The following is a 22913-nucleotide window of genomic DNA, read 5'->3' on the forward strand; positions in this document are numbered from 1 at the left end:
TCAAACAAAAAGAGCTTTGAACCATGCCCGAACATCCGCTCCATCGCTTCTTCACCTCGCAGCGGCCGCGGCCGACATTCGAGTGGGAGCGTTACCAGCAGCGCGATGTGCTGATCATCGACCACCCCCGTTGCCAGGCGGTATTCAGCCGCCAGGGCGCGCAACTGCTGCATTTTCAGCCGGCGGGCGAGCGGCCTTGGCTGTGGTGCGCCGAGCAGTGGCCGCAAGTGGGGGCGATACGCGGTGGTGTACCGGTGTGCTGGCCATGGTATGGCCGCCACCCCAGCGAAGACCTGTGGCCGGCGCATGGCTGGGCGCGGTTGCTCGACTGGAAGCTGGTGGACAGCCGCGAGGACGAGGAGGGCGTAAGCCTGAAATGGCAGCTGGACCTGTGCGACTGGCAGGTCGACCTGCACGCCCGGTTGGGTAGCCGCATGGAACTGAGCTTGAGTACTGAGCACCAGGACAGCCAACCCTGCCAGTTGAGCCATGCCTTGCTGGCCTACTGGCGTATCAGTCACGTTTCCGAGATAGCGCTGTCTGGGCTGGAGGATATACAGGGTTATGACCGGCTGAGCCGTCAGGCCTGCCGTGAGGACGGTGCGCTGAAGCTCAAGGGCGGCTGCCAGAAGGTCTACCCGGGCACGCCCCGGGTACAACTGCAGGACCCGGCCTGGCAGCGCGAGCTGTGCATCGACACGGGCGACAGCGACGACACGGTGGTCTGGCACCCGGGCAATCGCCCGTTGATGGGCGTGACCGGGCGGGAATGCCAGGGCTTTGTCTGCGTCGAGGCTGCCAGTGGCAGCGGCGAGGGCCTGAGCCTGGCGCCGGGGCAGCGTGCCCACCTGCGTTTGCAGGCGCACCGGCTCAGTTGAGTTCGTCGTCCTCGATCGGGTAGCGGCTGGCGTTCAGGCTTTCCTTGATCTTGCGCAGGTGCGGCTGGAAATCCACGCCACGGCGCAGGGTCATGCCGGTAGCCAGGACATCGAGCACGGTCAGCTGGATGATGCGCGAGGTCATCGGCATGTAGATGTCGGTGTCTTCGGGCAGCGGGATATGCAGGCTCAGGCTGCAGGCGTTGGCCAGGGGCGAGCCGGCGGCAGTCAGGCCCAGCACCGAGGCACCGTTTTCGCGGGCCAGGCGGGCCACATCGACCAGTTCGCGGGTGCGCCCGGTGTAGGAAATGATCACGAACAGGTCACCGGTGTGGGCCACCGAGGCCAGCATGCGCTGCATCAGCACGTCGGCATGGGCCGATACCGCCAGGTTGAAGCGGAAGAACTTGTGCTGTGCATCGAGGGCCACCGGGGCGGAGGCGCCAAGGCCGAAAAAGTGGATTTGCCGGGCCTGGATCATCATGTCCACGGCACGGCTGACCTGCATCGGGTCCAGTTGCTGGCAGGCACTGTCGAGTGAGGCAATGGCGCTGGCGAAGATTTTCTGGGTATAGGACGCCGGGTCATCGTCGGCCTCTACTGCACGGCTGACGTAGGCGGCCCCGCTGGCCAGGCTCTGTGCCAGTTGCAGCTTGAGCTCCGGGTAGCCGCTGACGCCGAACGAGCGGCAGAAACGGTTGACGGTCGGCTCGCTGACCTTGGCCGCCTGGGCCAGCGCAGCGATGCTGAAACGGGTGGCTTGTTGCGGGTTGAGTAGGATGACTTCGGCGACTTTGCGTTCGGCCTTGTTCAGCTCGTCGAGGCGTCCCTGGATCTGTTCCAGGAGGTTTCGCACGCGGTCCATGGGTATGTCCTTGGGTCGGGAAGACAGCCGGCTGTGGGAGCAGCAGGCTTTTTGCACGGTCGTCTATCGTACTGTCGGTGCGGTTGGCGTACCACTTGTCTGTAACACTTGTGTGTAATGTTGTGGTTTTTACTACATTTCCCCTTGAAAACCGTATGTGAAAGCGGTATTCCTAGACCAACTTTAGGAAAGAACCAACATCATGGCTGCAATCAGTGTCGAACCTTGCACCTTTGCCCTGTTTGGCGCCCTCGGCGACCTGGCGCTGCGCAAGCTGTTTCCTGCGCTGTACCAACTCGACCGCGCCAATCTGTTGCACCCGGACACCCGTCTGCTGGCGCTGGCGCGTGAGGCCGGCAGTGCGCAGGCGCACCTGGATCACATCGAAGCGCACCTGCGCCGGCATGTGCCCGAGGCCGATATCGAGCCGGCCGCACTGGGGCGCTTCCTCGCCCGGCTGAGCTACCTGCACCTGGACTTCCTGCAGCCTGAAGGCTATCAGGCGCTGGCCGAGCAGTTGCCCGGCGAGCTGCCGTTGATCGCCTACTTCGCCACCGCCGCGGCTGTATACGGGGCCATCTGCGAGAACCTCGACAAGGCCGGCCTGGTGGCGCGCACCCGGGTAGTGCTGGAAAAACCCATTGGCCATGACCTGGAATCGTCACGCCGGGTCAACGACGCTGTCGCCCGGTTCTTTCCGGAAAGCCGGGTCTACCGTATCGACCACTACCTGGGCAAGGAGACCGTGCAGAACCTCATTGCCCTGCGGTTTGCCAACAGCCTGTTCGAAACCCAGTGGAACCAGAATTCCATCTCCCATGTGGAGATCACCGTTGCCGAAAAGGTCGGTATCGAAGGCCGCTGGGGCTACTTCGACAAGGCCGGGCAACTGCGCGACATGATTCAGAACCACCTGCTGCAGCTGCTGTGCCTGATCGCCATGGACCCGCCCAGCGACTTGTCTGCCGATGCCATCCGCGACGAAAAGGTCAAGGTGTTGAAGGCACTGGCACCGATCACGGGCGACGCCCTGAGCACCCGCGTGGTGCGTGGCCAGTACATTGCCGGCTACAGCGATGGCAAGCCCGTACCGGGCTACCTGGAAGAAGACAATGCCAACGCGCAGAGCGATACCGAAACCTTCGTCGCCCTGCGTGCCGACATTCGCAACTGGCGTTGGTCAGGCGTGCCGTTCTACCTGCGCACCGGCAAGCGCATGCCGCAGAAGCTGTCGCAGATCGTTATTCACTTCAAGGAAACCCCGCACTACATCTTTGCCCCGGAACAGCGTTTGCAGGTGGGCAACAAGCTGATCATCCGCCTGCAGCCGGACGAAGGCATTTCGTTGCGGGTAATGACCAAGGAGCAGGGGCTGGACAAGGGCATGCAACTGCGCAGTGGCCCGCTGCAACTGAATTTTTCCGATACCTGGCGCAGTGCGCGGATTCCGGATGCCTACGAGCGGCTGTTGCTCGAAGTGATGCGCGGCAACCAGAACCTGTTCGTGCGCAAGGACGAAATCGAGTATGCCTGGAAGTGGTGCGACCAGTTGATCGCCGGCTGGCGTAATGCGGGCGATGCGCCCAAGCCATACGCGGCCGGCTCCTGGGGGCCGATGAGCTCGATTGCACTGATCACACGCGATGGGAGGGCGTGGTATGGGGATATCTGAACTGAAACTGCCAGCGGTCGTGAACGTACACGAGTTGGCAGACGCCACGGCGCTGGCCGCCGCTCAAGCCCACGACGTGGCCGAGCGCCTGCGCGCTGCGGTTGCTGCCAAGGGGCAGGCCTGCGTGGTGTTGTCCGGTGGCCGCAGCCCGGTGCCATTCCTGGAAAAACTGGCCAGCGAAGCGCTGGACTGGGCCAAGGTCACCGTCAGCCTGGCCGATGAACGCTGGGTGCCGGTAGAGCACGCCGACAGCAATGCGGGCCTGCTGGCCCGTCACCTGTTCCAGGGTAATGCGGCCGAGGCCCGCTTCATTGGCCTGTACCAGCAGGCGGAAAACCTCGACGCCGCAGCGCACTTGGCCGACCAGGCGTTGGCCGAGCTGCCGCAGATCGACGTGCTGGTGCTGGGCATGGGGGACGATGGCCATACCGCTTCGCTGTTCCCGGCCAGCCCGAACCTGAAAGCAGGCCTGGACCTGGCTAGCCAACGTCGCTGCCTGCCGTTGCTGGCGCCCAGCGTGCCGCACCAGCGCCTGTCGATGACCCGCGCCTTGCTGGCCAGTGCCGGCTTTACCGCGCTGGCCGTGCAGGGCCAGGGCAAACTCGCCACCCTGCGCGCCGCGCTGGCTGGCAACGACCTTACCGAAATGCCGATTCGCGCTTTTCTTCACGCCCCCCTGGACATCTACTGGTGCCCATGAGCCAAGGATCCACAGTCATGACCACCCTTGAACGCCCACAGTCCAAGCTCTCGATGGCCGACAAAGCCGCGCGGATCGACGCCATTTGCGAAAAGGCGCGCATCCTGCCGGTGATCACCATCGCCCGTGAGGAAGACATCCTGCCGCTGGCTGACGCACTGGCTGCGGGCGGTATCCGTACCCTCGAAGTGACCTTGCGCTCAGCGCTTGGGCTGAAGGCCATCGAGGTACTGCGTAAGCAGCGCCCGGAGCTCTGCGTGGGCGCCGGCACTGTACTGGATCGCGGTATGTTCGCCGCCGTTGAAGCCGCAGGGGCGCAATTTGTCGTCACCCCAGGCATTACCCCGGAGCTCCTCCAGGCCGGGGTGGACAGCGAGATCCCGCTGCTGCCAGGCATCAGCACGCCGTCCGAAATCATGCTGGGGTATGGCCTGGGCTACCGTCGCTTCAAGCTGTTCCCCGCGGAAATCAGCGGTGGCGTGGCGGCGATCAAGGCGTTCGGCGGGCCTTTCGGCGATATCCGCTTCTGCCCAACCGGTGGTGTGAACCCGGCCAATGTGCGCAATTACATGGCCTTGCCCAACGTGATGTGTGTAGGGGGTACCTGGATGCTCGACAGCAGCTGGATCAAGAATGGCGATTGGGCGCGGATCCAAGCGTGCAGTGCCGAGGCGATGGCGCTAGTGGACGCCCACTGAATTTGTTGTGTGCTTTACGGCTTATGGGGCGCTTGGTCGGCGCCCCTTTTTTTGCCTGTCATTCTTGCAGCGCCGGGTGCACCGCGTACCCTGTGGGAGCGGGCGCGCCCGCGAAGCATCCAGCGCGGTGCATGGCACCGGCTGCGCCGGTGTTCGCGGGCACGCCCGCTCCCACAGGGCCGCGCCGGGCTTATGAATCGAGTTCACTGCGCGACAGCGCGACCCGTAGGGTCGTGTGATCTCCCACAGGAATACCGCAGCACTCGAAGCCTGTGCAGTACCCTGTTGGAGCGGGCGCGCCGGGCTTATGAATCGAGTTCACTGCGCGACAGCGCAGCCCTTAGGGCTGTGTGATTTCCCACAGGAATACCGCAGCACTCGAAGCCTGTGCAGTACCCTGTGGGAGCTGGCTTGCCAGCGATAGGGCCAGTACCGGCCAACAAAAAAGCCCGCATCAAACGATGCGGGCTTTCTCATTCAGCAGACAGGGCTCAGGCCGCTTTGGCTTCCTGCTGGCTCAACGAGCGGTTCAGGGCGCTGAACAGTGCCTTGAAGCTGGCGGTGGTGATGTTTTCGTCGATACCCACACCGTGCACCGGGCGGCCACCGGCCACGCGCAATTCGATGTAGGCCGCCGCCTTGGCGTTGGTGCCAGCCCCAATCGCGTGCTCGTTGTAGTCCATGATTTCCACGGCAACCGGCAGGCCGGCAACCAGGGCTTCCAGGGCGCCATTGCCCTTGCCGCGCCAGTGCAGTGTGGTTTCGCCTTCGCCGGCGACTTCCACTTCCACGGCACTGTGGCCGTTTTCTTCCTGCAGGCGGTGGCTGACCAGGGCATATGGCGCGTTGGCCTGCAAGTATTCCTTGTGCAGCAGGCTGTAGATTTGCTGAGCGGTCATTTCCAGGCCCAAACGGTCGGTTTCACCCTGCACAACCTGGCTGAACTCGATCTGCATGCGGCGCGGCAGGCTGATACCGTACTCCTGCTCGAGCAAGTAGGTGATGCCGCCTTTGCCCGACTGGCTGTTGACGCGAATGACCGCCTCGTAGCTGCGGCCAATATCGGCCGGGTCGATCGGCAGGTACGGCACTTCCCACAGCTCGCCTTCCTGCTGCTTGGCGAAGCCCTTGCGGATGGCGTCCTGGTGCGAGCCGGAGAACGCAGTGTGTACCAGGTCGCCGACATAAGGGTGGCGTGGGTGCACGGGCAGCTGGTTGCACTCTTCGACCACCTTGCGCACGCCGTCGATGTCGGAGAAGTCCAGCAGCGGGTCGATACCCTGGGTGTACAGGTTCAGTGCCAAGGTCACCAGGTCGACGTTACCGGTCCGCTCGCCGTTGCCGAACAGGCAGCCTTCGGCGCGATCTGCGCCGGCCATCAGGCCCAGTTCGGTGGCGGCAATGCCGGTGCCACGGTCGTTGTGGCAGTGCAGGCTGATGATCACGCTGTCGCGGCGGCTGACATTGCGGCAGAACCATTCGATCTGGTCGGCGTAGATGTTCGGCGTGGAGACTTCCACGGTGGCCGGCAGGTTGAGGATGACCTTGTGCTCTGGCGTCGGGTTCCACACCTCGATGACCGCGTCGCACACTTCCTTGGCGAATTCCATTTCGGTCGCGCTGAAGGTTTCTGGCGAGTACTGGAAGGTCCAGTGGGTTTCGGGCTGCTGGGCGGCATACTTGACGAACAGCTTGGCAGCGTTCACCGCGATGTCCTTCACGCCTTGCTTGTCCTGGTTGAAGACAATGCGGCGGAATGCCGGGGAGGTGGCGTTGTACAGGTGGACGATGGCCTTTTTCGCGCCACGCAGCGACTCGAAGGTACGCGCGATCAGGTCTTCACGGGCTTGGGTGAGCACCTGGATCGTGGTGTCGTCCGGGATGTGGCCGTCTTCGATCAGGGTGCGCACGAAGTCGAAATCGGTCTGCGAGGCAGACGGGAACGCCGCTTCGATTTCCTTCACGCCCACTTGGACCAGGGTCTTCCAGAAGCGCAGTTTCTTCTCCGAATCCATCGGCTCGATCAGCGACTGGTTGCCATCACGCAAGTCGGAGCTGCACCAGATGGGCGCTGCGGTGATGGTCTTCGACGGCCAGGTGCGGTCAGGCAGGTCGATAGTCGGGAAGGCGCGGTATTTTTTCGAAGGGTCTTTGAGCATGGACATGGAAGCAATCCTTTTGTGTGCGGCCGAAATCGGGCCTGCCGAGCGATAACAAGATGAAGAGGCGAGGCGACGCGATTCAGCCTGGTAGTCGTGCGCTGACCAGGCTGAGGCTGCGATGTTGTCGGAGCAGGATGAGGGTGCTGAAGGTTTTCATGCCTTCAAACTTAACCAGTGGGGTGGGGGATGGCAAGCGTTCGGAAAAAATTGAGAGGAATGCTTAAAAAAAGCGTAAGTGCGAGATTTTATGGCTGGATTATCTCTTGGGATTATTTATTTTTGCGCGGTAGTTTTAGGTGGCGCAACATAGTGGAACCCCTTTGACCTGTTCTGGCCTCATCGCCGGCAAGCCGGCTTCCTCAGCAGTGTTACAGGGCTGGAGCGCTGTGCAGGCAAGGCTTGTCGGTGATTCAGGCACTGCGGTCTCAGGGCTGAAACGCCCCGATGAAAATCGCCGGATCCACCCGCGCATCGTTCAGGCTCACGTTCCAGTGCATGTGCGGCCCGGTAGCCCGCCCGGTCGAGCCCACACGCCCGACTACCTCGCCCCGGCGCAGTTGCTGCCCTACCTGCACATCGATCTTCGACATGTGGCAGAACATGCTGATGAAGCCCTGGCCGTGGTCCACGAATACCGTGCGGCCATTGAAGAAGTAATCCCCCACCAGAATCACCTTGCCATTGGCCGGGATCTTGATGGGCGTACCTGCCGGCACCGCGAAGTCCAGCCCGGCATGCGGGTTGCGTTCCTCGCCATTGAAAAAGCGACGCACGCCGAACTTGCTCGACAGGGGGCCATTGACCGGCTTGTCGAGGATCAGGTTGCTGGGCAGGGCAGGGCTGAAGCTGCGGTAGGCCTTGATCTGTTCGGCCAGCTCGCGGTCGATGCGCTTGAGGTCGGCGGGGTTCGGGTTGACCTGGCGGGTGTTCTTCAGGGTAATGCGCTGCTCGGGGTACTTTTTGCTACCCACGCTGAACGGCAGGTTGCGCCCGCCTTGGCTGAGCACGGCAGTACCCGGCTTCTGGGTCAGTGGAATACCGACAATGGCCAGCCAGTTGTTCTGCTCCTTGACCACCAGCACCGGCTTGCCGTCGAAGCGCGCTTCGGGGGCGCTGGCGGCAGGGCCGAGGTTGACCACCGCCACGCCGCCGGGCACCGGCTTGTTCAGCGCACGCGTGATGTAACTGGCCTGGGCGCCGCCGGCCAGCAGTAACAGGGAAAGGGCGAACAGGGAAGTAAGCAGGCGGGGCATGTGTCAGTCCAGTAGCGAGAGGGTGACCGGAGTCAGGTGATTGTCTTCCACGCGCACCAGCAGCTCGCCTTGGTCCAGGCGTGCCGTAAGACGTTGGCCGTTGCGGGTCTGTTCGGCGCTGCGAATCGCCTGGCCCTGGTCGTCGAGCAGGATGCTGTAGCCGCGCGCCAGCGTGGCCAGCGGGCTGACCACCTGCAGCGTCTGCAGCTGGGCCTGCAAGCGCTGGCGGCGGTCCTTGAGCAGTTCGCGCATGGCCCGTGGCAGGCGCTCGGCCAGGCTGTCCAGGCGCTGGGCCAGCAGCTTCAGGTTGCGCCCCGGGTGTTGCGCGGCCAGGCGGGTTTCTGCCCGCGCCAAACGCTCGCGGCGCTGGTTGAGGCTGAGCAGGAACGCCCGGCGCAGGCGCATGTCCAGGTCGTCCAGGCGCTGGGCCTGCTGGCGCAAGCGCTCGCCCGGGTGGCGCAGGCGCCTGGTCAGCGAGTCCAGGCGCAGGCGGTCGTGGCTCAGGCGGTTCTGCATGCGCAGCAACAAGCGCCGCTGCAGCCCCTCCAGGCGTTGGCGAATGCCGCTGCTGTCGGGCGCCAGCAACTCTGCGGCGGCAGACGGCGTGGGGGCGCGCACGTCTGCCACGAAGTCGCTGATGGACACATCGGTCTCATGGCCGACTGCGCTGACAATCGGTGTGACGCAGGCAGCCACGGCGCGGGCCACGGCTTCTTCGTTGAAGCACCACAGGTCTTCCAGCGAGCCGCCACCACGGGCCAGGATCAGCGCATCGAAGCCAAGGCCGTCGGCCAGGCGGATGGCACGCACGATCTGGGCGATAGCCTCGCGGCCCTGTACCGCCGTGGGAATCAGGTTCAGTTCCACCTGCGGGGCGCGGCGGCCGAACACACTGATGATGTCGCGGATCACCGCGCCAGTGGGGGAGGTGATGATACCGATGCGTTGCGGGTGGGCAGGCAAGGGCTTCTTGCGTTCGGCGCTGAACAGCCCTTCGGCACCGAGTTTTTCCTTCAAGGCCTCGAATGCCAGGCGCAGCGCGCCATCCCCCGCCGGCTCGACGGTGTCGAGAATCAGCTGATAATCACCCCGGCCCTCGAACAGCGAAACCTTGCCCCGCACCCGCACCGCCAGGCCATCGCGCAGCGCTTGGCGCACCCGCGTGGCGCTCTGCCGGAACAGGGCGCAGCGTACCTGGGCACCGCTGTCCTTGAGGGTGAAGTACATGTGGCCAGACGCCGGGCGGGCGAGGTTGGAAATCTCGCCTTCCACCCACACGCTGCGGAACACGTCTTCGAGCAGCACGCGGGCGCGGCCGTTGAGTTGGCTGACCGTCAGGACCTCGCGGTCCAGGCCGAGTCGTTCGAAAGGGTCTTTGATCATGGCCGGCATCATACCCTACCGGGCGTTGCGGGCTAGCCGTGATCTTTCATTGCGGCCACGAACTGGCGCACCAATTGCTCTGCATCACGCCGGCACGCCAAGGCCACGGTACTTTCCCGGCCCCCCTCCAGTGTGACGAAACTGATAGAGGCCGGCGCAATAGCGCGCATGCATTGCGGCAGCAGGGCCACGCCAAAACCTGCCTGGATCAGCTGCAACTGGGTCGTTTTGCGCGACAGCACCTGCGCGGCCTGCGGGAAAAAGCCCGCATCCATGCACAACGAGGCCGCCAGGTAGCTCAGCCCGCCGCGCTCACGGTGTGGAATGGAAATGAAGCGCTCGTCGCGCAACTGTTGCAGCGTAACCTGCGCCACACCGGCCAACGGATGCCCGGCCGCCACCGCAAGCAGCAAGGGTTCGCTGAACAGCTCATGCAGCACCACGCCTTCATGCTGGCGAAGCACCGGCAAGCGCAACAGGCCGATATCCAGCCGCCCCGCAGCGATATCTTCCAGTTGCGCCTCCGACGACTGCTGGGCGATGTCCAGTGCAACCCCCGGGTTAGCGTGCAGGTAACCGCTCAAACGCGCCAACAGCGGGCCGGTCAACGGGACGGTGCTGGAGTGGTTCAGGCGCAAGCTGCCTTGCAACCCTTGGCCAATATCGCGGGTCACCCGCTCTGCCTGCGCCAAGTCGGCCAGCAGGCGCCGTGCCCGCTCCAGCAACGCCTGGCCGGCCGGGGTCAGGCGCGGCAGGCGGGCGGTGCGCTCGAACAATGGCGTGCCCAGTTGCTGCTCCAGCTCCTTGATCTGCCGGCTGAGTGCCGACTGCGCGATGAACAGGCGTTCAGCGGCACCGCTGAAGCTGCCGCACTCGGCGATTTCCACGAAGTAACGCAACTGGCGGATGGACGTCATGTCATGCCTTTTCGAGATGGCTTTGGCGATAAAGCCATATTAGTCGGCATGGCTCTCAGCTGGCTAACCTTTGCCTATGCTCCCTGGAACGGCTGCCATGCTTACTGAACTGTCGCTCACCGGCCTTGACTGGCTGCCCATCCTGCTCGGTGTCGGCGTGGCCTACGTCGTCTTTGGCATTGCCGGTTTCGGCACGGCCTTGGTGGCGGGTCCCGTGCTGATCCATTTCATGCCGTTGTCACGGATCATCCCGCTGCTGGTGCTGCTCGATTTTGTCGCCGCCCTCGGCAACCTGCTGCCCTCGCGACGTGATGTGGTGCGCGGCGAGTTGCTGCGGCTGTTGCCGTTCATGGCCCTGGGCTGCACGTTGGGTGTGGTGTTCCTGCTGCGTTTGCAGTCTGACGTGCTGTTGCTGTTGATGGGGCTGTTCGTTACGGCCTACGCGCTGTATAGCCTGGCGGTCAACGTGCGGCCGGCGAACCTGTCGGGTTTCTGGGCAGTGCCAATGGGCACGGCAGGCGGGCTGTTCGGGGCGCTGTTCGGCAGCGGCGGTTTCCTTTATGCGCTGTACCTGAGTGCACGCCTTGAACGAAAGGAGCAGGTGCGCGCCACCCAGAGCGCGCTGATCAGCTGCAGCACGGTGGTGCGCCTGGCATTGTTCCTGGTCGCCGGTGTTTACGCCGACCAGAGCCTGCTCTTGCTGGCTGCATGCCTGCTGCCGGTCATGTTCATCGGCTTGTGGGTCGGCCGTGGGCTGACCCACAGGCTGTCGCGCGAAGCCTTTGTGCGCCTGGTCACTTGGCTGGTGCTGGCCAGCGGCTTGGCGCTGATCGGTCGCTACCTCGGCGCCTGAGCGGTAGAATTGCGCCCTTATCGCAGTTTTGCAGGCTTGTACCGTTCATGAACACCCAGAGCATTATCGTTCCCAAGCTGTCCACCGTGCCGGTGCACGAAGCCCGCGCCCGCGCCATCGTGCGCTGGCTGGTACGCGAGAAAGTGGTCGAGGAGCAGCTGAGCACCTGTGGCCGTACCGGCAACCGCATGGGCCACGCCCTGGCTGCAGGCGCCCGCAAGGTGGCCCTGCGGCCTGAGCTGTTGCCTTTTGGCGAGCAGGCTAACGGCCTGGAAGTGATGCTCAAGCGCTGCATCTATACCCCCACCGAAGGGTTTCTTGAAGAAGCCGGCTGCCCGCAGTGCCGGCGCGAGGTGGGCGAGCCGCTGTTCGAAAGCCTGGAAGAATGGATGCCGGCGGTCAGTGACAACTTCACCTGCCCGCTGTGCGGCTTCGAAGATGACATCAATGGCTTCATTTACCTGCAGCCATGTGCCTTCTCCAACCTGGGGTTCATCTTCAACAACTGGGGCGAGGCCGGGTTTACCCAGGCCTTTCTCGACAGCTTCGCCGACTGGCTCGACCAGCCGGTGACGGTGGTGCAGGTCAGCTGCAAGCTTTAAGTCGCAAGCTTCAAGAAAAACCGGCGTGTATGCCTGACGACTCTCGTAGCTTGCCGCTTGTAACTTGAAGCTTGATTTACATTGAGCGGCGCGCCGTGCATGAGTATAATGGCGCGCTTCCATTTTTCCCGCCCGGGAGCCCCCGCGATGCTGCGTATCAGCCAAGAAGCCCTGACCTTCGACGATATCCTCCTTGTACCTGGCTATTCCGAGGTACTGCCCAATGAAGTCAGTCTCAAGACCCGTTTGACTCGTGGCATCGAGCTGAACATTCCGCTGGTTTCCGCCGCCATGGATACCGTGACCGAAGCGCGCCTGGCCATTGCCATGGCTCAGGAAGGCGGCATCGGCATCATCCACAAGAACATGACCATCGAGCAGCAGGCCGGCGAAGTTCGCAAGGTCAAGAAGTTCGAGGCTGGCGTGGTCAAGGACCCGATCACCATCGACGCCGACGCTACCGTGCGCGACCTGTTCGAGCTGACCCGCCTGAACAACATCTCCGGCGTGCCAGTGCTGGCCAACGGTGACCTGGTCGGCATCGTCACTTCCCGTGACGTGCGCTTCGAAAACCGCCTGGACGCCAAGGTCCGCGACGTGATGACGCCAAAAGAGCGCCTGGTCACGGTGCGCGAAGGCGCCGACAAGAACGAAGTGCGCGAGCTGCTGCACAAGCACCGCCTGGAAAAAGTCCTGATCGTTGACGACAAGTTCAACCTCAAGGGCATGATGACCGTCAAGGACATCGAAAAGGCCAAGGCCTACCCGCTGGCCAGCAAGGACGACCAAGGTCGCCTGCGCGTCGGCGCTGCCGTCGGCACTGGCAAGGACACCGGCGAGCGCGTAGCCGCCCTGGTTGCTGCCGGGGTTGACGTGGTGGTGGTCGACACTGCCCACGGTCACTCCAAAGGTGTCATCGACCGCGTGCGCTGGGTGAAGGAAACCTACCCGCAGGTGCAGGTAATCGGCGGCAACATCGCCACCGGCGCTGCGGCCAAGGCCCTGGCCGAAGCCGGCGCTGACGCGGTCAAGGTCGGTATTGGCCCGGGCTCTATCTGCACCACCCGTATCGTTGCAGGCGTCGGCGTGCCGCAAATCAGCGCCATCGCCAACGTTGCCGCCGCACTGGAAGGCACCGGTGTGCCACTGATCGCCGACGGCGGCATCCGCTTCTCCGGTGACCTGTCCAAGGCCATCGTAGCCGGTGCTTCCTGCGTGATGATGGGTTCGATGTTCGCCGGTACCGAAGAGGCGCCAGGTGAAGTCGAGCTGTTCCAGGGCCGTTCCTACAAAGCCTACCGCGGCATGGGCTCGCTGGGTGCCATGGCACAGGCGCAAGGCTCGTCCGACCGTTACTTCCAGGACTCCTCGGCCGGTGCCGAGAAGCTGGTACCGGAAGGCATCGAAGGCCGTGTGCCGTACAAGGGCGCACTGGCGGCGATCATCCACCAGCTGATGGGCGGCCTGCGTTCGTCCATGGGCTACACCGGCAGCGCAACCATCGAAGAGATGCGCACCAAGCCGGAGTTCGTACGCATCACCGGCGCCGGCATGGCCGAGTCCCACGTGCATGACGTGCAGATCACCAAAGAAGCCCCTAACTACCGCGTCGGCTAACGCCTCCAGCGGTAAGCGACAAGCTTCAAGCTACAAGCGGTAGTTGCACTGCAGCAACTACCGCGTTCTCCCCGATCAACTTGCAGCTTGCGGCTTAACGCTTGCAACTGCATCAGAGATTGAGTCATGGCCCTCGACATTCACGCTCACCGCATCCTGATCCTCGATTTCGGTTCCCAGTACACCCAGCTGATTGCCCGCCGCGTGCGCGAGATCGGCGTGTACTGCGAGCTGCACCCGTTCGACATGGACGATGAAGCGATCCGCGAATTCAACCCGCGCGGCATCATCCTCGCCGGCGGCCCCGAGTCGGTCCACGAAGCCAACAGCCCGCGCGCGCCGCAGGCAGTGTTCGACCTGAACGTGCCGGTGCTGGGCATCTGCTACGGCATGCAGACCATGGCCGAACAGATGGGCGGCAAGGTCGAAGGTTCCGACCTGCGTGAGTTCGGTTATGCCCGCGTGGACGTGGTCGGCAAGAGCCGCCTGCTCGACGGCATCGAAGATCACATCGACGCTGACGGCGTACTGGGCCTGGACGTGTGGATGAGCCACGGCGACAAGGTCACCCAGATGCCGGGCAATTTCCATGTATTGGCCAGCACCCCAAGCTGCCCGATCGCCGGCATGTTCGACGACACCCGCGGCTACTACGGCGTGCAGTTCCACCCGGAAGTGACCCACACCAAGCAGGGCGGTCGCATCCTGTCCCGCTTCGTGCAGGACATCTGTGGCTGCGAGGCCCTGTGGACCCCGTCCAACATCGTTGACGACGCCATCGCCCAGGTGCGTGCACAAGTGGGTTCGGCCAACGTCCTGCTGGGTCTGTCTGGCGGCGTCGACAGCTCGGTGGTTGCCGCGCTGCTGCACCGCGCCATCGGCGACCAGCTGACCTGCGTATTTGTCGACAACGGCCTGCTGCGCCTGCACGAAGGTGACCAGGTGATGGCCATGTTCAAGGAGAACATGGGCGTCAAGGTCATTCGCGCCGACGCTGAAAAGCAGTTCCTCGACAACCTGGAAGGCGAAGCCGACCCGGAGAAGAAGCGCAAGATCATCGGCCGCACCTTCATCGACGTGTTCGATGCCGAGGCCAGCAAGCTGGAAAACATCCAGTTCCTTGCCCAGGGCACCATCTACCCGGACGTGATCGAGTCGGCTGGCGCCAAGAGCGGCAAGGCCCACGTGATCAAGTCGCACCACAACGTCGGTGGCCTGCCGGAGGAAATGAACCTCAAGCTGGTCGAGCCGCTGCGTGAACTGTTCAAGGACGAAGTGCGCAAGATCGGCCTGGAACTGGGCCTGCCGTACGACATGGTCTACCGCCACCCGTTCCCGGGCCCAGGCCTGGGTGTGCGTATCCTTGGTGAAGTGAAGAAGGAATACGCCGACATCCTGCGTCGTGCCGACCACATCTTCATCGAAGAGCTGCGCAAAGCCGACTGGTACCACAAGACCAGCCAGGCCTTCGTGGTGTTCCAGCCGGTCAAGTCGGTCGGCGTCGTCGGCGACGGCCGTCGCTACGCCTGGGTCGTGGCCCTGCGTGCCGTCGAGACCGTGGACTTCATGACCGCGCGTTGGGCACACCTGCCGTACGAGCTGCTGGAAACCGTCAGTGGCCGTATCATCAATGAAATCGACGGCATCTCGCGCGTGACCTATGACGTGTCGAGCAAGCCGCCGGCGACGATTGAGTGGGAATGATCTTGCGTCCGGCACATCCCGGCATCAGGTGGTAAGAAACACCCCAAAAGCCCGCGTGATTGCGGGCTTTCGGCTTTTTGAGAGGCGGGAGCTTCCTTTCAGACAGCGTGGCCTGCCCAGCCATGAATCAATGCCCACGTAACCTAGTCGCGCAAGCCGGCAAGCAAATCTACACGGGTGCCGGCGCAGGCCTGCTTACTCAGACCCATTCGCACGCAAGTACCCTAGCTCGGCGTGAGGCGTGTCTCTGTCGTGCGGGTGCCCCACGATGCTCGACTGCTGAAAACACTTTTCAATTTGCGCGAAGCATCCTTGTATGGCCTCCACCAAACGGGGATCGAAATGCCGGCCCGATTGCTCCCTGATGAATTCCTGCGCGCGTTCTGCGCTCCAGCCTGCCTTGTACGGGCGGGACATTCGCAGGGCGTCATACACATCACACAGTGCCACAATCCTGGCGGCAAGGGGGATGGCTTCGCCGCTGAGGCCGCGTGGGTAACCGGTACCATCCCATTTTTCATGATGGCAGTAGGCAATTTGCGCCGCCATTTCTGTCAACTCATCCATGGCCTCGCTTTGCAATATGCTGTAGCCGATACCCGGATGTTGCATGATCACTTGTCGCTCTTCATCCGTTAGGGGGCCCCGTTTCAGGAGAATGTGGTCAGCGATACCGATTTTACCCAGGTCATGCATCGGCGCCGCCATTCTCAGGCGTTCGCACCAGCTTACAGGCTGCCCAATTGCCTGGGCGATCAACGCGGCCGAATCACCAATCCGCTGGATGTGATCGCCGGTTTCGTTATCCCGGTAGCTTGCCGCCCTGCCAAGCGCACGAATGGCCGCGCGGTAACTGTCCTGTAGCTGGACAGTACGCTGCAGGACTTGCAACTCCAGGTTCAGATTGGCTTCCTGCAGGCGTCGGGTTGCCTGAGCCAAGCGCAAGCAATTGCGAACCCTCAAGACCAGCTCTGGTAGGTCCAGAGGCTTCGGCAGGTAGTCATTCGCACCGGCCTCCAGCCCTTTGCGTCGGCTAACCGGGTCGGTCAGGGCGGTCAGGATGATGACTGGCTGACGAGAGCGGTCACGCTCCTTCAATTGCTCGAGAATTTGGAAACCATCCGGCGCTGGCATGTCCAGATCCAACAGCAACAGGTCCCATGGATGGTCGAGCAACCATTGCAGCCCAGCCGCGGAATCCGAAAATGACACTACATTGGTCAAACCAAAGGCTTTCAGGCTCGAGACCAATAAGCGCAAGTTGGCGGCGACGTCGTCTACCACGACGATACGCACATCGTCAGGAATATCAGTGAACATCAGAGGACTCCTGTTCCAATAAGGCCCTGAGCAACTCGGCAAGTTCTTCACGGGCCACGGGTTTGGCGAGCACGCCTTGGAACTCAACGCCCAACAAAGCCAGCTTGCGCGGCTGGCTACCAATCAGCACCAACGACATGCATTCCGCGCCAGCGGTGCGACGGATTCGCGCCAGTGACCCCAGTGCTGGTGCCTCGTCCCCATCACAGTCAAGCAACAGCACAGTGGGGGCACCCTGTTCGCGCGCCTGATCAAGGCACGCCTCTAGCGTGCCATGCTCGAACCGGGTGTGGCCGTGCAACAACGCCGGCAACTGGGTAATGATGTCGAGATCACGCCCTGCATAAAACACGAGGGGATCACTTATATCCTGTGGGCACTCCAGTAGTGTGGCGTCAAGCAATTCGATCCAGAAGCGGCTGCCCTCACCCGGTATGCTGCGCAGTCCCATTGATCCACCCATCAGGCTTGCTAGCTCACGGCACAGCGCCAACCCGATACCGGTACCCTGAATCGAAGTGTTTTCCTTACCCAAACGTTGGAACGGCTCGAAGAGTTCAGCCTGCAGCTCAGGCTCGATACCCATACCTCCGTCTTCGACATACAAACGCACGACACCAGGGAGCAACTCGGCGCCGACCAGCAACTTGCCTCCCGGCCGGTTGTACTTGATGGCATTGGACAGCAGGTTCAAGATGACTTGGCGCAAACGCCTCGGCTCCGCATGCACCCACCAATCCCTGGGCATTGGAGAAAGCTGCAGTTCCAGCCCTGCGGCCATCGCCTGCGGGGCCATCATTTCGCAGCAGTGTTCCAACAACTCGACCACCTGAACCGATATCAGGCTGAGGTGCTGAGGTTCTGCCTGCAGGCTTGACCAATCCAGCAAGTCGTCGACAAGGGTAGTCAGGTGGCTGCTCGCAGCGAGAATCTCCTGAGCCTGATCTTTGGCAACAGCATCCTGCACTTGCAGTTGTAACAGCTGGCCGAAGCCATGAATGGCGTTGAGAGGGGTGCGCAGTTCGTGGCTGATACTGGAGATAAACCGCGACTTCGCCTGGTTGGCAGCTTGCGCTTGATGGGTTCGCTCCTTGAGATCCGCCTCGGCCAACTTCAGCATGTCGATATCGACCAGCGTACCAAGCGCGGTTCGGTTGGTGCCGAACGACACGTCAAGGATCTGGCCTTGGCACAACAGCCATAATGCGCTGCCATCGTCCTTACGTACCCTCAATTCCACCTCGATACGCTGCTGCAGCCCTGAGCGAAGGCGATCGAGGACCCCTTGGAACTGACTGGCACTTTGCGCATCGAGTTTCTCGAGAAATGCTTCCCTTGAAATATGGTTGCTTGCCCAGCCCAGGCGTTTGCACAACCCGCCATGCAGGCTCAGGCAGTCGTCATCCAGATGAAACTCCCACATACCCGAGGTGGGGGAGTCCATGATCAGCATCAGCCGCTCCTGAGCCATACGACGATGCAGTTCACTTGTCGCCAATTGACCGCCCATAGTCAGCACATCGCCGGCCATTTGATCCAGTTCCTGAATCTGCGATCGGGCTCGCGCGGGCTGCCAATGCCCGCTTCCGATTTCTCTGAGCATTGAGCTGATCTCAGCAATGGTTTGGCGCAAGCGCTCGCTCAGCCTGCGGGAACGCACCCACAACACACTGAAGTAGGCCAGATAAAACACGACCAGGCCGCCGATCATGAGATAGCCAATCGTGCGGTAATGGGCAGCCAGCGCATTGGTGGCGCTCATGACATTTTCCTTGTCGACCACCGCCAACAAATGCCACCCAGTGCTGCTGATAGCGCTCCAAGCCACCAGATGCTCTCGGCCCTTCAGAGACAGTTGCATATTGTCAGCGCCGCCGTCTCTCAAGCGAGCCGCCAACTCCCGCGTGTCGTTCCGAGACATCAAGTTGAAATTCTGCGGTTTGAAGTGTTCGCTACTGAGCTTGTTCTTGCTCGGTACATCGATCAGTTCCTGAAGGTCGAAGTCGTGTTCGGCCTTCTTCGGCATGGCCATGATCGTCCCATCACGCCCCACCAGCAGCAGATAGCCATCCCACGGCACTTTCAGCTCTTCAAGCTGGGGCAGAATCCCGCCAATGGTTACATCGATACCTACTACCCCTTCCAGAAAGTCTCCGGCATAAACAGGAGCGACAGCCGACATCATCCAGCCATGGCCTGCGGGGTCCAGGTAAACGTCGGTCCAGCGCGAGGTGCGCCCAGGGTTATGGGCCTGATCAGCCAGGTAGTAGAAGTTGAAGTCCGGGATGCGCATGGCATCCGGGTACTGCTCGTCTGTGCGAAACCATGGATAAATCCGGTTGTAGCTGTCCCAACTGTTGAAATACAGGCTGGCAATGGTCGCATCGTGGTCCTTGATCTCCTTGAGCATGGGATCGAGGGATGCCAAGCGGCTGACCTTGGCCAGGTCCTGCCGAGCCAGAGGCGTTGCCGAGGAATAAAATGACGCTGCACCACCCCGGTCTACCGGGCTGAACCGAGCGCCTTGGGGGGATATTGCCAGGCTTTCTGTAGTGGCGGGTGTCGGGGTCTGCAGGACGAGCGTGGTGAGCCGGGCGAGCAAGCTTGCGGTGTCACCAATATGCTTCAACTGGTTCTCGATTATCCGCGCGTTCTGCTCCGCACTCGCGGCCAGGCTCTGATTGGCACTGCGGTCCAGGTACCCCAATTGGGCATCCCGGATGGCCTGGTTGGTCAACAAGTAGCAGCCTACCAGCACCGTCTCTACGAGAATCAGGGGGATCAGCGCGCTGCGCATGAACGCGCGCCACATCCACTGGCGCAACAGGATTCGACCAGGGGCCTTGCTCATCTCGCCTCCTGCATACCCAATGATAAAAAATAGTGGCCATCAGCCATTACTTTTTTATATCCATTGGCGCATTTATTCAAACTCCCTTCGTCGACTCATTCTAGAAAAGTTTCAGGTGTTGCCAACCGTTAATTAGTTGTACCAAGGGTTTGGTAATAATATTCATTCGTACATGTCAACGGTTGTCGCATGGTTTTGGTTCTCTGATGTAGTTGGGGCGTGGTTAATCATGATTAGTCTCCTAACTACTGATCCAAAGCAACAAAAGATGACGCTTCCAAAACGCGTAACAAAATATTTCATTGCATCCATTGACATCATAAGGCCATCAATTAGCCTTCATTTCATCTAACTACCAATGCAGGTGCCCCCACTCCCCCATCCCGACTTGCTCCCTAAACCTGCAGGACGCGCAACTGAGCTAATGGAGAGGCATTACAACAACTGCCCCAGTGCGTTCACAGAGGTTTGCATAATGCGAACTAACCTTCCGGTCACTCAGAAAGAGCTCGAATTCTCAGCAGGCCAGCGCCTGATTTCCGCTACCGATTTGCACGGCAAATTGACGTACTGCAACGACGAGTTCGTGGCGGTCAGCGGTTACACTCGCGAGCAGTTGCTTGGTAGCCCCCACAACATCGTTCGTCACCCCGATATGCCCAGCGCGGTGTTTGCCCACATGTGGTCTTACCTCAAGGACGGCAAAAGCTGGATGGGGGTGGTGAAGAACCGCTGCAGCAACGGCGACCACTACTGGGTCAACGCTTATGTCACGCCGATATTCGCCCAGGGGGTACTTACCGGCTATGAGTCGGTTCGGGTCAAGCCGGACCGCGAGCAGGTACAAAGGGCGATCCACTTATACGCCAGGCTCAAAGACAACAAGCAAAGCCGACCTGTACGCGAGCGTGTAGGCTTCTGGGTTCGCATGCTTTTACCCCCAGCACTGGTCGCCACGGCAAGCGCCGGTGTGTTCGAAATGGCAGGCACCCTCACGGGAGCGCTCGCTGCTGCGGTCGGGATGTTTGCCCTGCAGGGGGTTGCCGAAGTGCTGGCCCGCAAAACCCTCAACAGTATCCGCAGTGTCTCGGCCGGCAGCTTCGACAGCGAGCTCATCGCCCGCACGTACACCGATGAGCGTGGCATGGCCGGGCAATTGCAAATGATCCTGATCAGCGAGCAGGCCAAGATCCGTACGGCGCTAAGCCGGTTGGGCGACTATGCCAACCAGACCGCTGCCCTGGCGACCCAGAGCCAGTCGCTGTCCCGTCAATCAGAGCAGGCGCTGACCAAGCAACGTGATGAAGCCGACATGGCAGCCACTGCCATGAACCAGATGGCGATGTCTATTGCCGAAGTGGCAGTGCACATCAATCACACCGCCAAACCCGCAGACGAAGTCAACCTGCTCACTCAAACCGGCTCGCAGGAAGCTCAAAAAACGCGCAACGTGATCGAGAAACTGGCTGATACGGTCGAGGCAGTAAGCCATTCGGTGGAAGGCCTCGCCAATGAGACCCAGACCATTCAACAAGCGGCAAACATGATCCGGTCGATTGCCGAACAGACCAATTTACTCGCACTCAACGCTGCGATCGAAGCCGCTCGGGCAGGCGAACAAGGACGGGGTTTTGCCGTAGTTGCCGATGAAGTTCGAGCACTGGCCTCCAAAACCCAGGAGTCCACGCAAACCATCCAGCGGATTATCCAAACCCTTCAAGAGGTGGCCAACCAGGCGGTCATCGTCGCACGTCAGGGCAGCGGCGAGGCCGTCAATGGGGTCGCACAGGTGATCAGCACGCAGCAGGCGTTGGACGGTATCAACACAGCAGTCGGTCGAATTCACGAAATGAGCCAGCAAATGGCCACCGCTTCCGAGGAGCAAGCTCACGTCGCAGAAGAGATCTCCCGGCAGATCACCAGCATCGCTCAGGTCTCGGACCAGAACGCAGATATCGCAGAAAACTCCTGTGCATTGGGCGGTGACCTGGAGAACACGGCGCACGCACTCAACGCATTGGTCACTCGCTTCAACGGTTGACCCATGCCCAGCTGCATCTAGGAGGTGGAAAATGGCCGGTCTATTGGAAACCGTCGACAGCCGGACGCAACTGGCTGGTAAAAACCGATTGGAACTATTGCTGTTTCGTTTTGACGATAAGCAACTCTACGGTATCAATGTGTTCAAGGTACGAGAAATACTCAAATGTCCGCCACTGTCACACCTGCCAGGGGCTCACCACGTGGTATGCGGCGTAGCGACTGTCCGCGGCAAGGCAATATCAATTCTTGACCTGGCGCACGCCACCGGACTGCTGGCGCTGCGTGACCGCGAAAATGCCTACGTGATCGTCACTGAGTACAATGGCCGCACGCAGGGCTTTCTGGTCAGCGCCGTCGAACACATCGTCAATCTGAACTGGGAGGGTATTCATCCCCCTCCTAGAGGTAGTGGCCGAAATAATTACCTCACTGCCGTCACCAATATGAAAGGTGAGCTGGTGGAGATCATTGATGTGGAGAAAGTGCTCAACGAGGTTTCACCTGCCTCGGAATGCCTCAGCGACGGTAAGATCGATGAAGCCATTCGGCAGCAGGCAAACCGCTTCCGGGTACTTGTTGTCGATGACTCTTCGGTGGCCCGAAGGCAGGTCAGCCGTTGTCTGCAGGCAGTGGGGGTACAGGTTTTGACCTGTAATGACGGCCGTCAAGCCCTTTCATTGCTGCACGAGATGGTTGAGGGGCGGTTGCACCAGCCCCAGGACCTGCTGATGGTGATCTCCGACATCGAGATGCCGGAGATGGATGGCTACACACTTACCGCCGAGGTCCGCGCAAACCCGCATTTGTCGGACTTGCACATCGTGCTGCACACCTCTCTTTCCGGCGCATTCAATGAAAACATGGTGAAGAAAGTCGGCGCAAACCAGTTTCTCGCCAAGTTTCAACCTGACGAGTTGGCAGGTTTGGTAATGGACCGTATTCGGGAATCCGCTTTACAGCGTTCGTTCGAAGAGGCACGTCAGCCATGTTCGAGTTTCTAAAAGATGTCCGTGCCCCTTATTGTCCAGATGTCGCGTGTCACTTGGCCGCCATGGTGGCGCACAGTTATGGGCTGAACAAGCTCGAGCGTCTTATGGACGACGGCGTCACGCCTCCCGTTCACCGGGAAGAACGCATGGGTCAGGTCGCACGCCAGCTGCACATTGCTCAGTGGGAGTTGGAAGTGATCTGCGCCTCTCGAAGCGTCGAACAATTCAGCAGCGCGCTGTTGGTTGCTCATGCCCAACTTGCAACCATGCTCGAGATGGAGTGGGAGGAATACTGCTTATTAGTGACTGCACCTCAGTCAACCAAGTTATAGCTTCAGTGAGCCTGTGAAAGAATGTTTATGCGTTCGGGGTAATCGGACTTCACCCCATGCGTTCCGCTTGCCCG

At 61.3% G+C, this 22913-nt stretch carries 18 protein-coding genes; 11 read left to right on the forward strand and 7 right to left on the reverse strand.

The genetic code is table 11. The annotated features are described in order from the left end of the window. Positions 1–23: 23 nt before the first annotated feature. Complete coding sequence (locus GEV39_RS04700; protein ID WP_173887717.1) at positions 24–878, forward strand: D-hexose-6-phosphate mutarotase; 855 nt, start codon at positions 24–26, stop codon at positions 876–878. Here GEV39_RS04700 and hexR read toward each other — a convergent pair. Then, a complete protein-coding gene (gene hexR / locus GEV39_RS04705; RefSeq protein WP_173891652.1) occupies positions 871–1734 on the reverse strand; it encodes a DNA-binding transcriptional regulator HexR in 864 nt (287 codons plus the stop codon). The two genes, GEV39_RS04700 and hexR, sit on opposite strands and share 8 nt — an antisense overlap. Before the next feature lie 211 nt (positions 1735–1945). Here hexR and zwf point away from each other — a divergent pair, with 211 nt between their 5' ends. From zwf to GEV39_RS04720, 3 genes are read left to right on the forward strand one after another with little or no spacing between them, the layout of a single operon-like run. Continuing rightward, on the forward strand, positions 1946–3415 hold the full coding sequence (gene zwf / locus GEV39_RS04710) for a glucose-6-phosphate dehydrogenase (protein WP_009683411.1): 1470 nt from the start codon (positions 1946–1948) through the stop codon (positions 3413–3415). Next, entirely contained in the window at positions 3402–4115 is a 714-nt protein-coding gene (gene pgl / locus GEV39_RS04715) for a 6-phosphogluconolactonase (RefSeq protein ID WP_173887718.1), read from the forward strand. The genes zwf and pgl overlap by 14 nt, the downstream gene beginning before the upstream one ends. A gap of 17 nt (positions 4116–4132) precedes the next feature. Further along, a complete protein-coding gene (locus tag GEV39_RS04720) occupies positions 4133–4813 on the forward strand; it encodes a bifunctional 4-hydroxy-2-oxoglutarate aldolase/2-dehydro-3-deoxy-phosphogluconate aldolase (protein WP_173887719.1) in 681 nt (226 codons plus the stop codon). A 491-nt stretch (positions 4814–5304) separates the two neighbouring features. On the opposite strand, the gene leuA is transcribed toward GEV39_RS04720, so the two are convergent. The 4 genes from leuA to GEV39_RS04740 form a co-directional block, all read right to left on the reverse strand. Then, positions 5305–6978, reverse strand: a complete 1674-nt coding sequence (gene leuA, locus GEV39_RS04725; protein ID WP_009683414.1) for a 2-isopropylmalate synthase — start codon at positions 6976–6978, stop codon at positions 5305–5307. A gap of 422 nt (positions 6979–7400) precedes the next feature. Beyond that, positions 7401–8228: a M23 family metallopeptidase gene (locus GEV39_RS04730; RefSeq protein WP_173887720.1), complete on the reverse strand. Its 828-nt coding sequence runs from the start codon at positions 8226–8228 to the stop codon at positions 7401–7403. Between the two features lie 3 nt (positions 8229–8231). Beyond that, positions 8232–9611: an exodeoxyribonuclease VII large subunit gene (gene xseA / locus GEV39_RS04735; RefSeq protein ID WP_173887721.1), complete on the reverse strand. Its 1380-nt coding sequence runs from the start codon at positions 9609–9611 to the stop codon at positions 8232–8234. A gap of 32 nt (positions 9612–9643) precedes the next feature. Next, on the reverse strand, positions 9644–10528 hold the full coding sequence (locus GEV39_RS04740) for a LysR family transcriptional regulator (RefSeq protein WP_173887722.1): 885 nt from the start codon (positions 10526–10528) through the stop codon (positions 9644–9646). Positions 10529–10625: 97 nt separating this feature from the next. Here GEV39_RS04740 and GEV39_RS04745 point away from each other — a divergent pair, with 97 nt between their 5' ends. From GEV39_RS04745 to guaA, 4 genes are all read left to right on the forward strand, one after another. Further along, on the forward strand, positions 10626–11381 hold the full coding sequence (locus GEV39_RS04745) for a sulfite exporter TauE/SafE family protein (RefSeq protein ID WP_173887723.1): 756 nt from the start codon (positions 10626–10628) through the stop codon (positions 11379–11381). A gap of 47 nt (positions 11382–11428) precedes the next feature. After that, positions 11429–11983 carry a sugar ABC transporter ATPase gene (locus GEV39_RS04750; RefSeq protein ID WP_173887724.1) on the forward strand — a complete coding sequence of 185 codons (555 nt, stop codon included), beginning with the start codon at positions 11429–11431 and terminating at the stop codon, positions 11981–11983. 147 nt (positions 11984–12130) lie between these two features. Next, positions 12131–13600, forward strand: a complete 1470-nt coding sequence (gene guaB, locus GEV39_RS04755; RefSeq protein ID WP_003255025.1) for an IMP dehydrogenase — start codon at positions 12131–12133, stop codon at positions 13598–13600. A 126-nt stretch (positions 13601–13726) separates the two neighbouring features. Further along, positions 13727–15304: a glutamine-hydrolyzing GMP synthase gene (guaA, locus tag GEV39_RS04760; RefSeq protein WP_173887725.1), complete on the forward strand. Its 1578-nt coding sequence runs from the start codon at positions 13727–13729 to the stop codon at positions 15302–15304. Between the two features lie 195 nt (positions 15305–15499). Here guaA and GEV39_RS04765 read toward each other — a convergent pair whose 3' ends face one another. Together GEV39_RS04765 and GEV39_RS04770 are read right to left on the reverse strand one after the other, a co-directional pair. Next, on the reverse strand, positions 15500–16624 hold the full coding sequence (locus GEV39_RS04765) for an HD-GYP domain-containing protein (protein ID WP_173887726.1): 1125 nt from the start codon (positions 16622–16624) through the stop codon (positions 15500–15502). Next, positions 16614–19475 carry a sensor histidine kinase gene (locus GEV39_RS04770; protein ID WP_173887727.1) on the reverse strand — a complete coding sequence of 954 codons (2862 nt, stop codon included), beginning with the start codon at positions 19473–19475 and terminating at the stop codon, positions 16614–16616. Before GEV39_RS04770 ends, GEV39_RS04765 begins: the two co-directional genes overlap by 11 nt. Before the next feature lie 475 nt (positions 19476–19950). Between GEV39_RS04770 and GEV39_RS04775 the strand changes: the two genes are divergently transcribed. The 3 genes from GEV39_RS04775 to GEV39_RS04785 are packed head-to-tail and all read left to right on the forward strand — an operon-like array spanning position 19951 to position 22839. Next, the gene (locus GEV39_RS04775; RefSeq protein ID WP_173891653.1) at positions 19951–21516 is read left to right on the forward strand and encodes a methyl-accepting chemotaxis protein; all 1566 of its coding nucleotides are present in this window, start codon (positions 19951–19953) and stop codon (positions 21514–21516) included. A 31-nt stretch (positions 21517–21547) separates the two neighbouring features. Beyond that, on the forward strand, positions 21548–22519 hold the full coding sequence (locus GEV39_RS04780) for a chemotaxis protein CheV (RefSeq protein ID WP_173887728.1): 972 nt from the start codon (positions 21548–21550) through the stop codon (positions 22517–22519). Further along, positions 22504–22839 (forward strand): DUF6388 family protein, encoded by a 336-nt coding sequence (locus tag GEV39_RS04785; protein ID WP_173887729.1) that lies wholly within the window; start codon positions 22504–22506, stop codon positions 22837–22839. Before GEV39_RS04780 ends, GEV39_RS04785 begins: the two co-directional genes overlap by 16 nt. Positions 22840–22913 lie beyond the last annotated feature (74 nt).

This window comes from Pseudomonas sp. NY5710, assembly GCF_013305665.1.
In the GTDB taxonomy this organism is placed as follows: Bacteria; Pseudomonadota; Gammaproteobacteria; order Pseudomonadales; family Pseudomonadaceae; genus Aquipseudomonas; species Aquipseudomonas juntendi.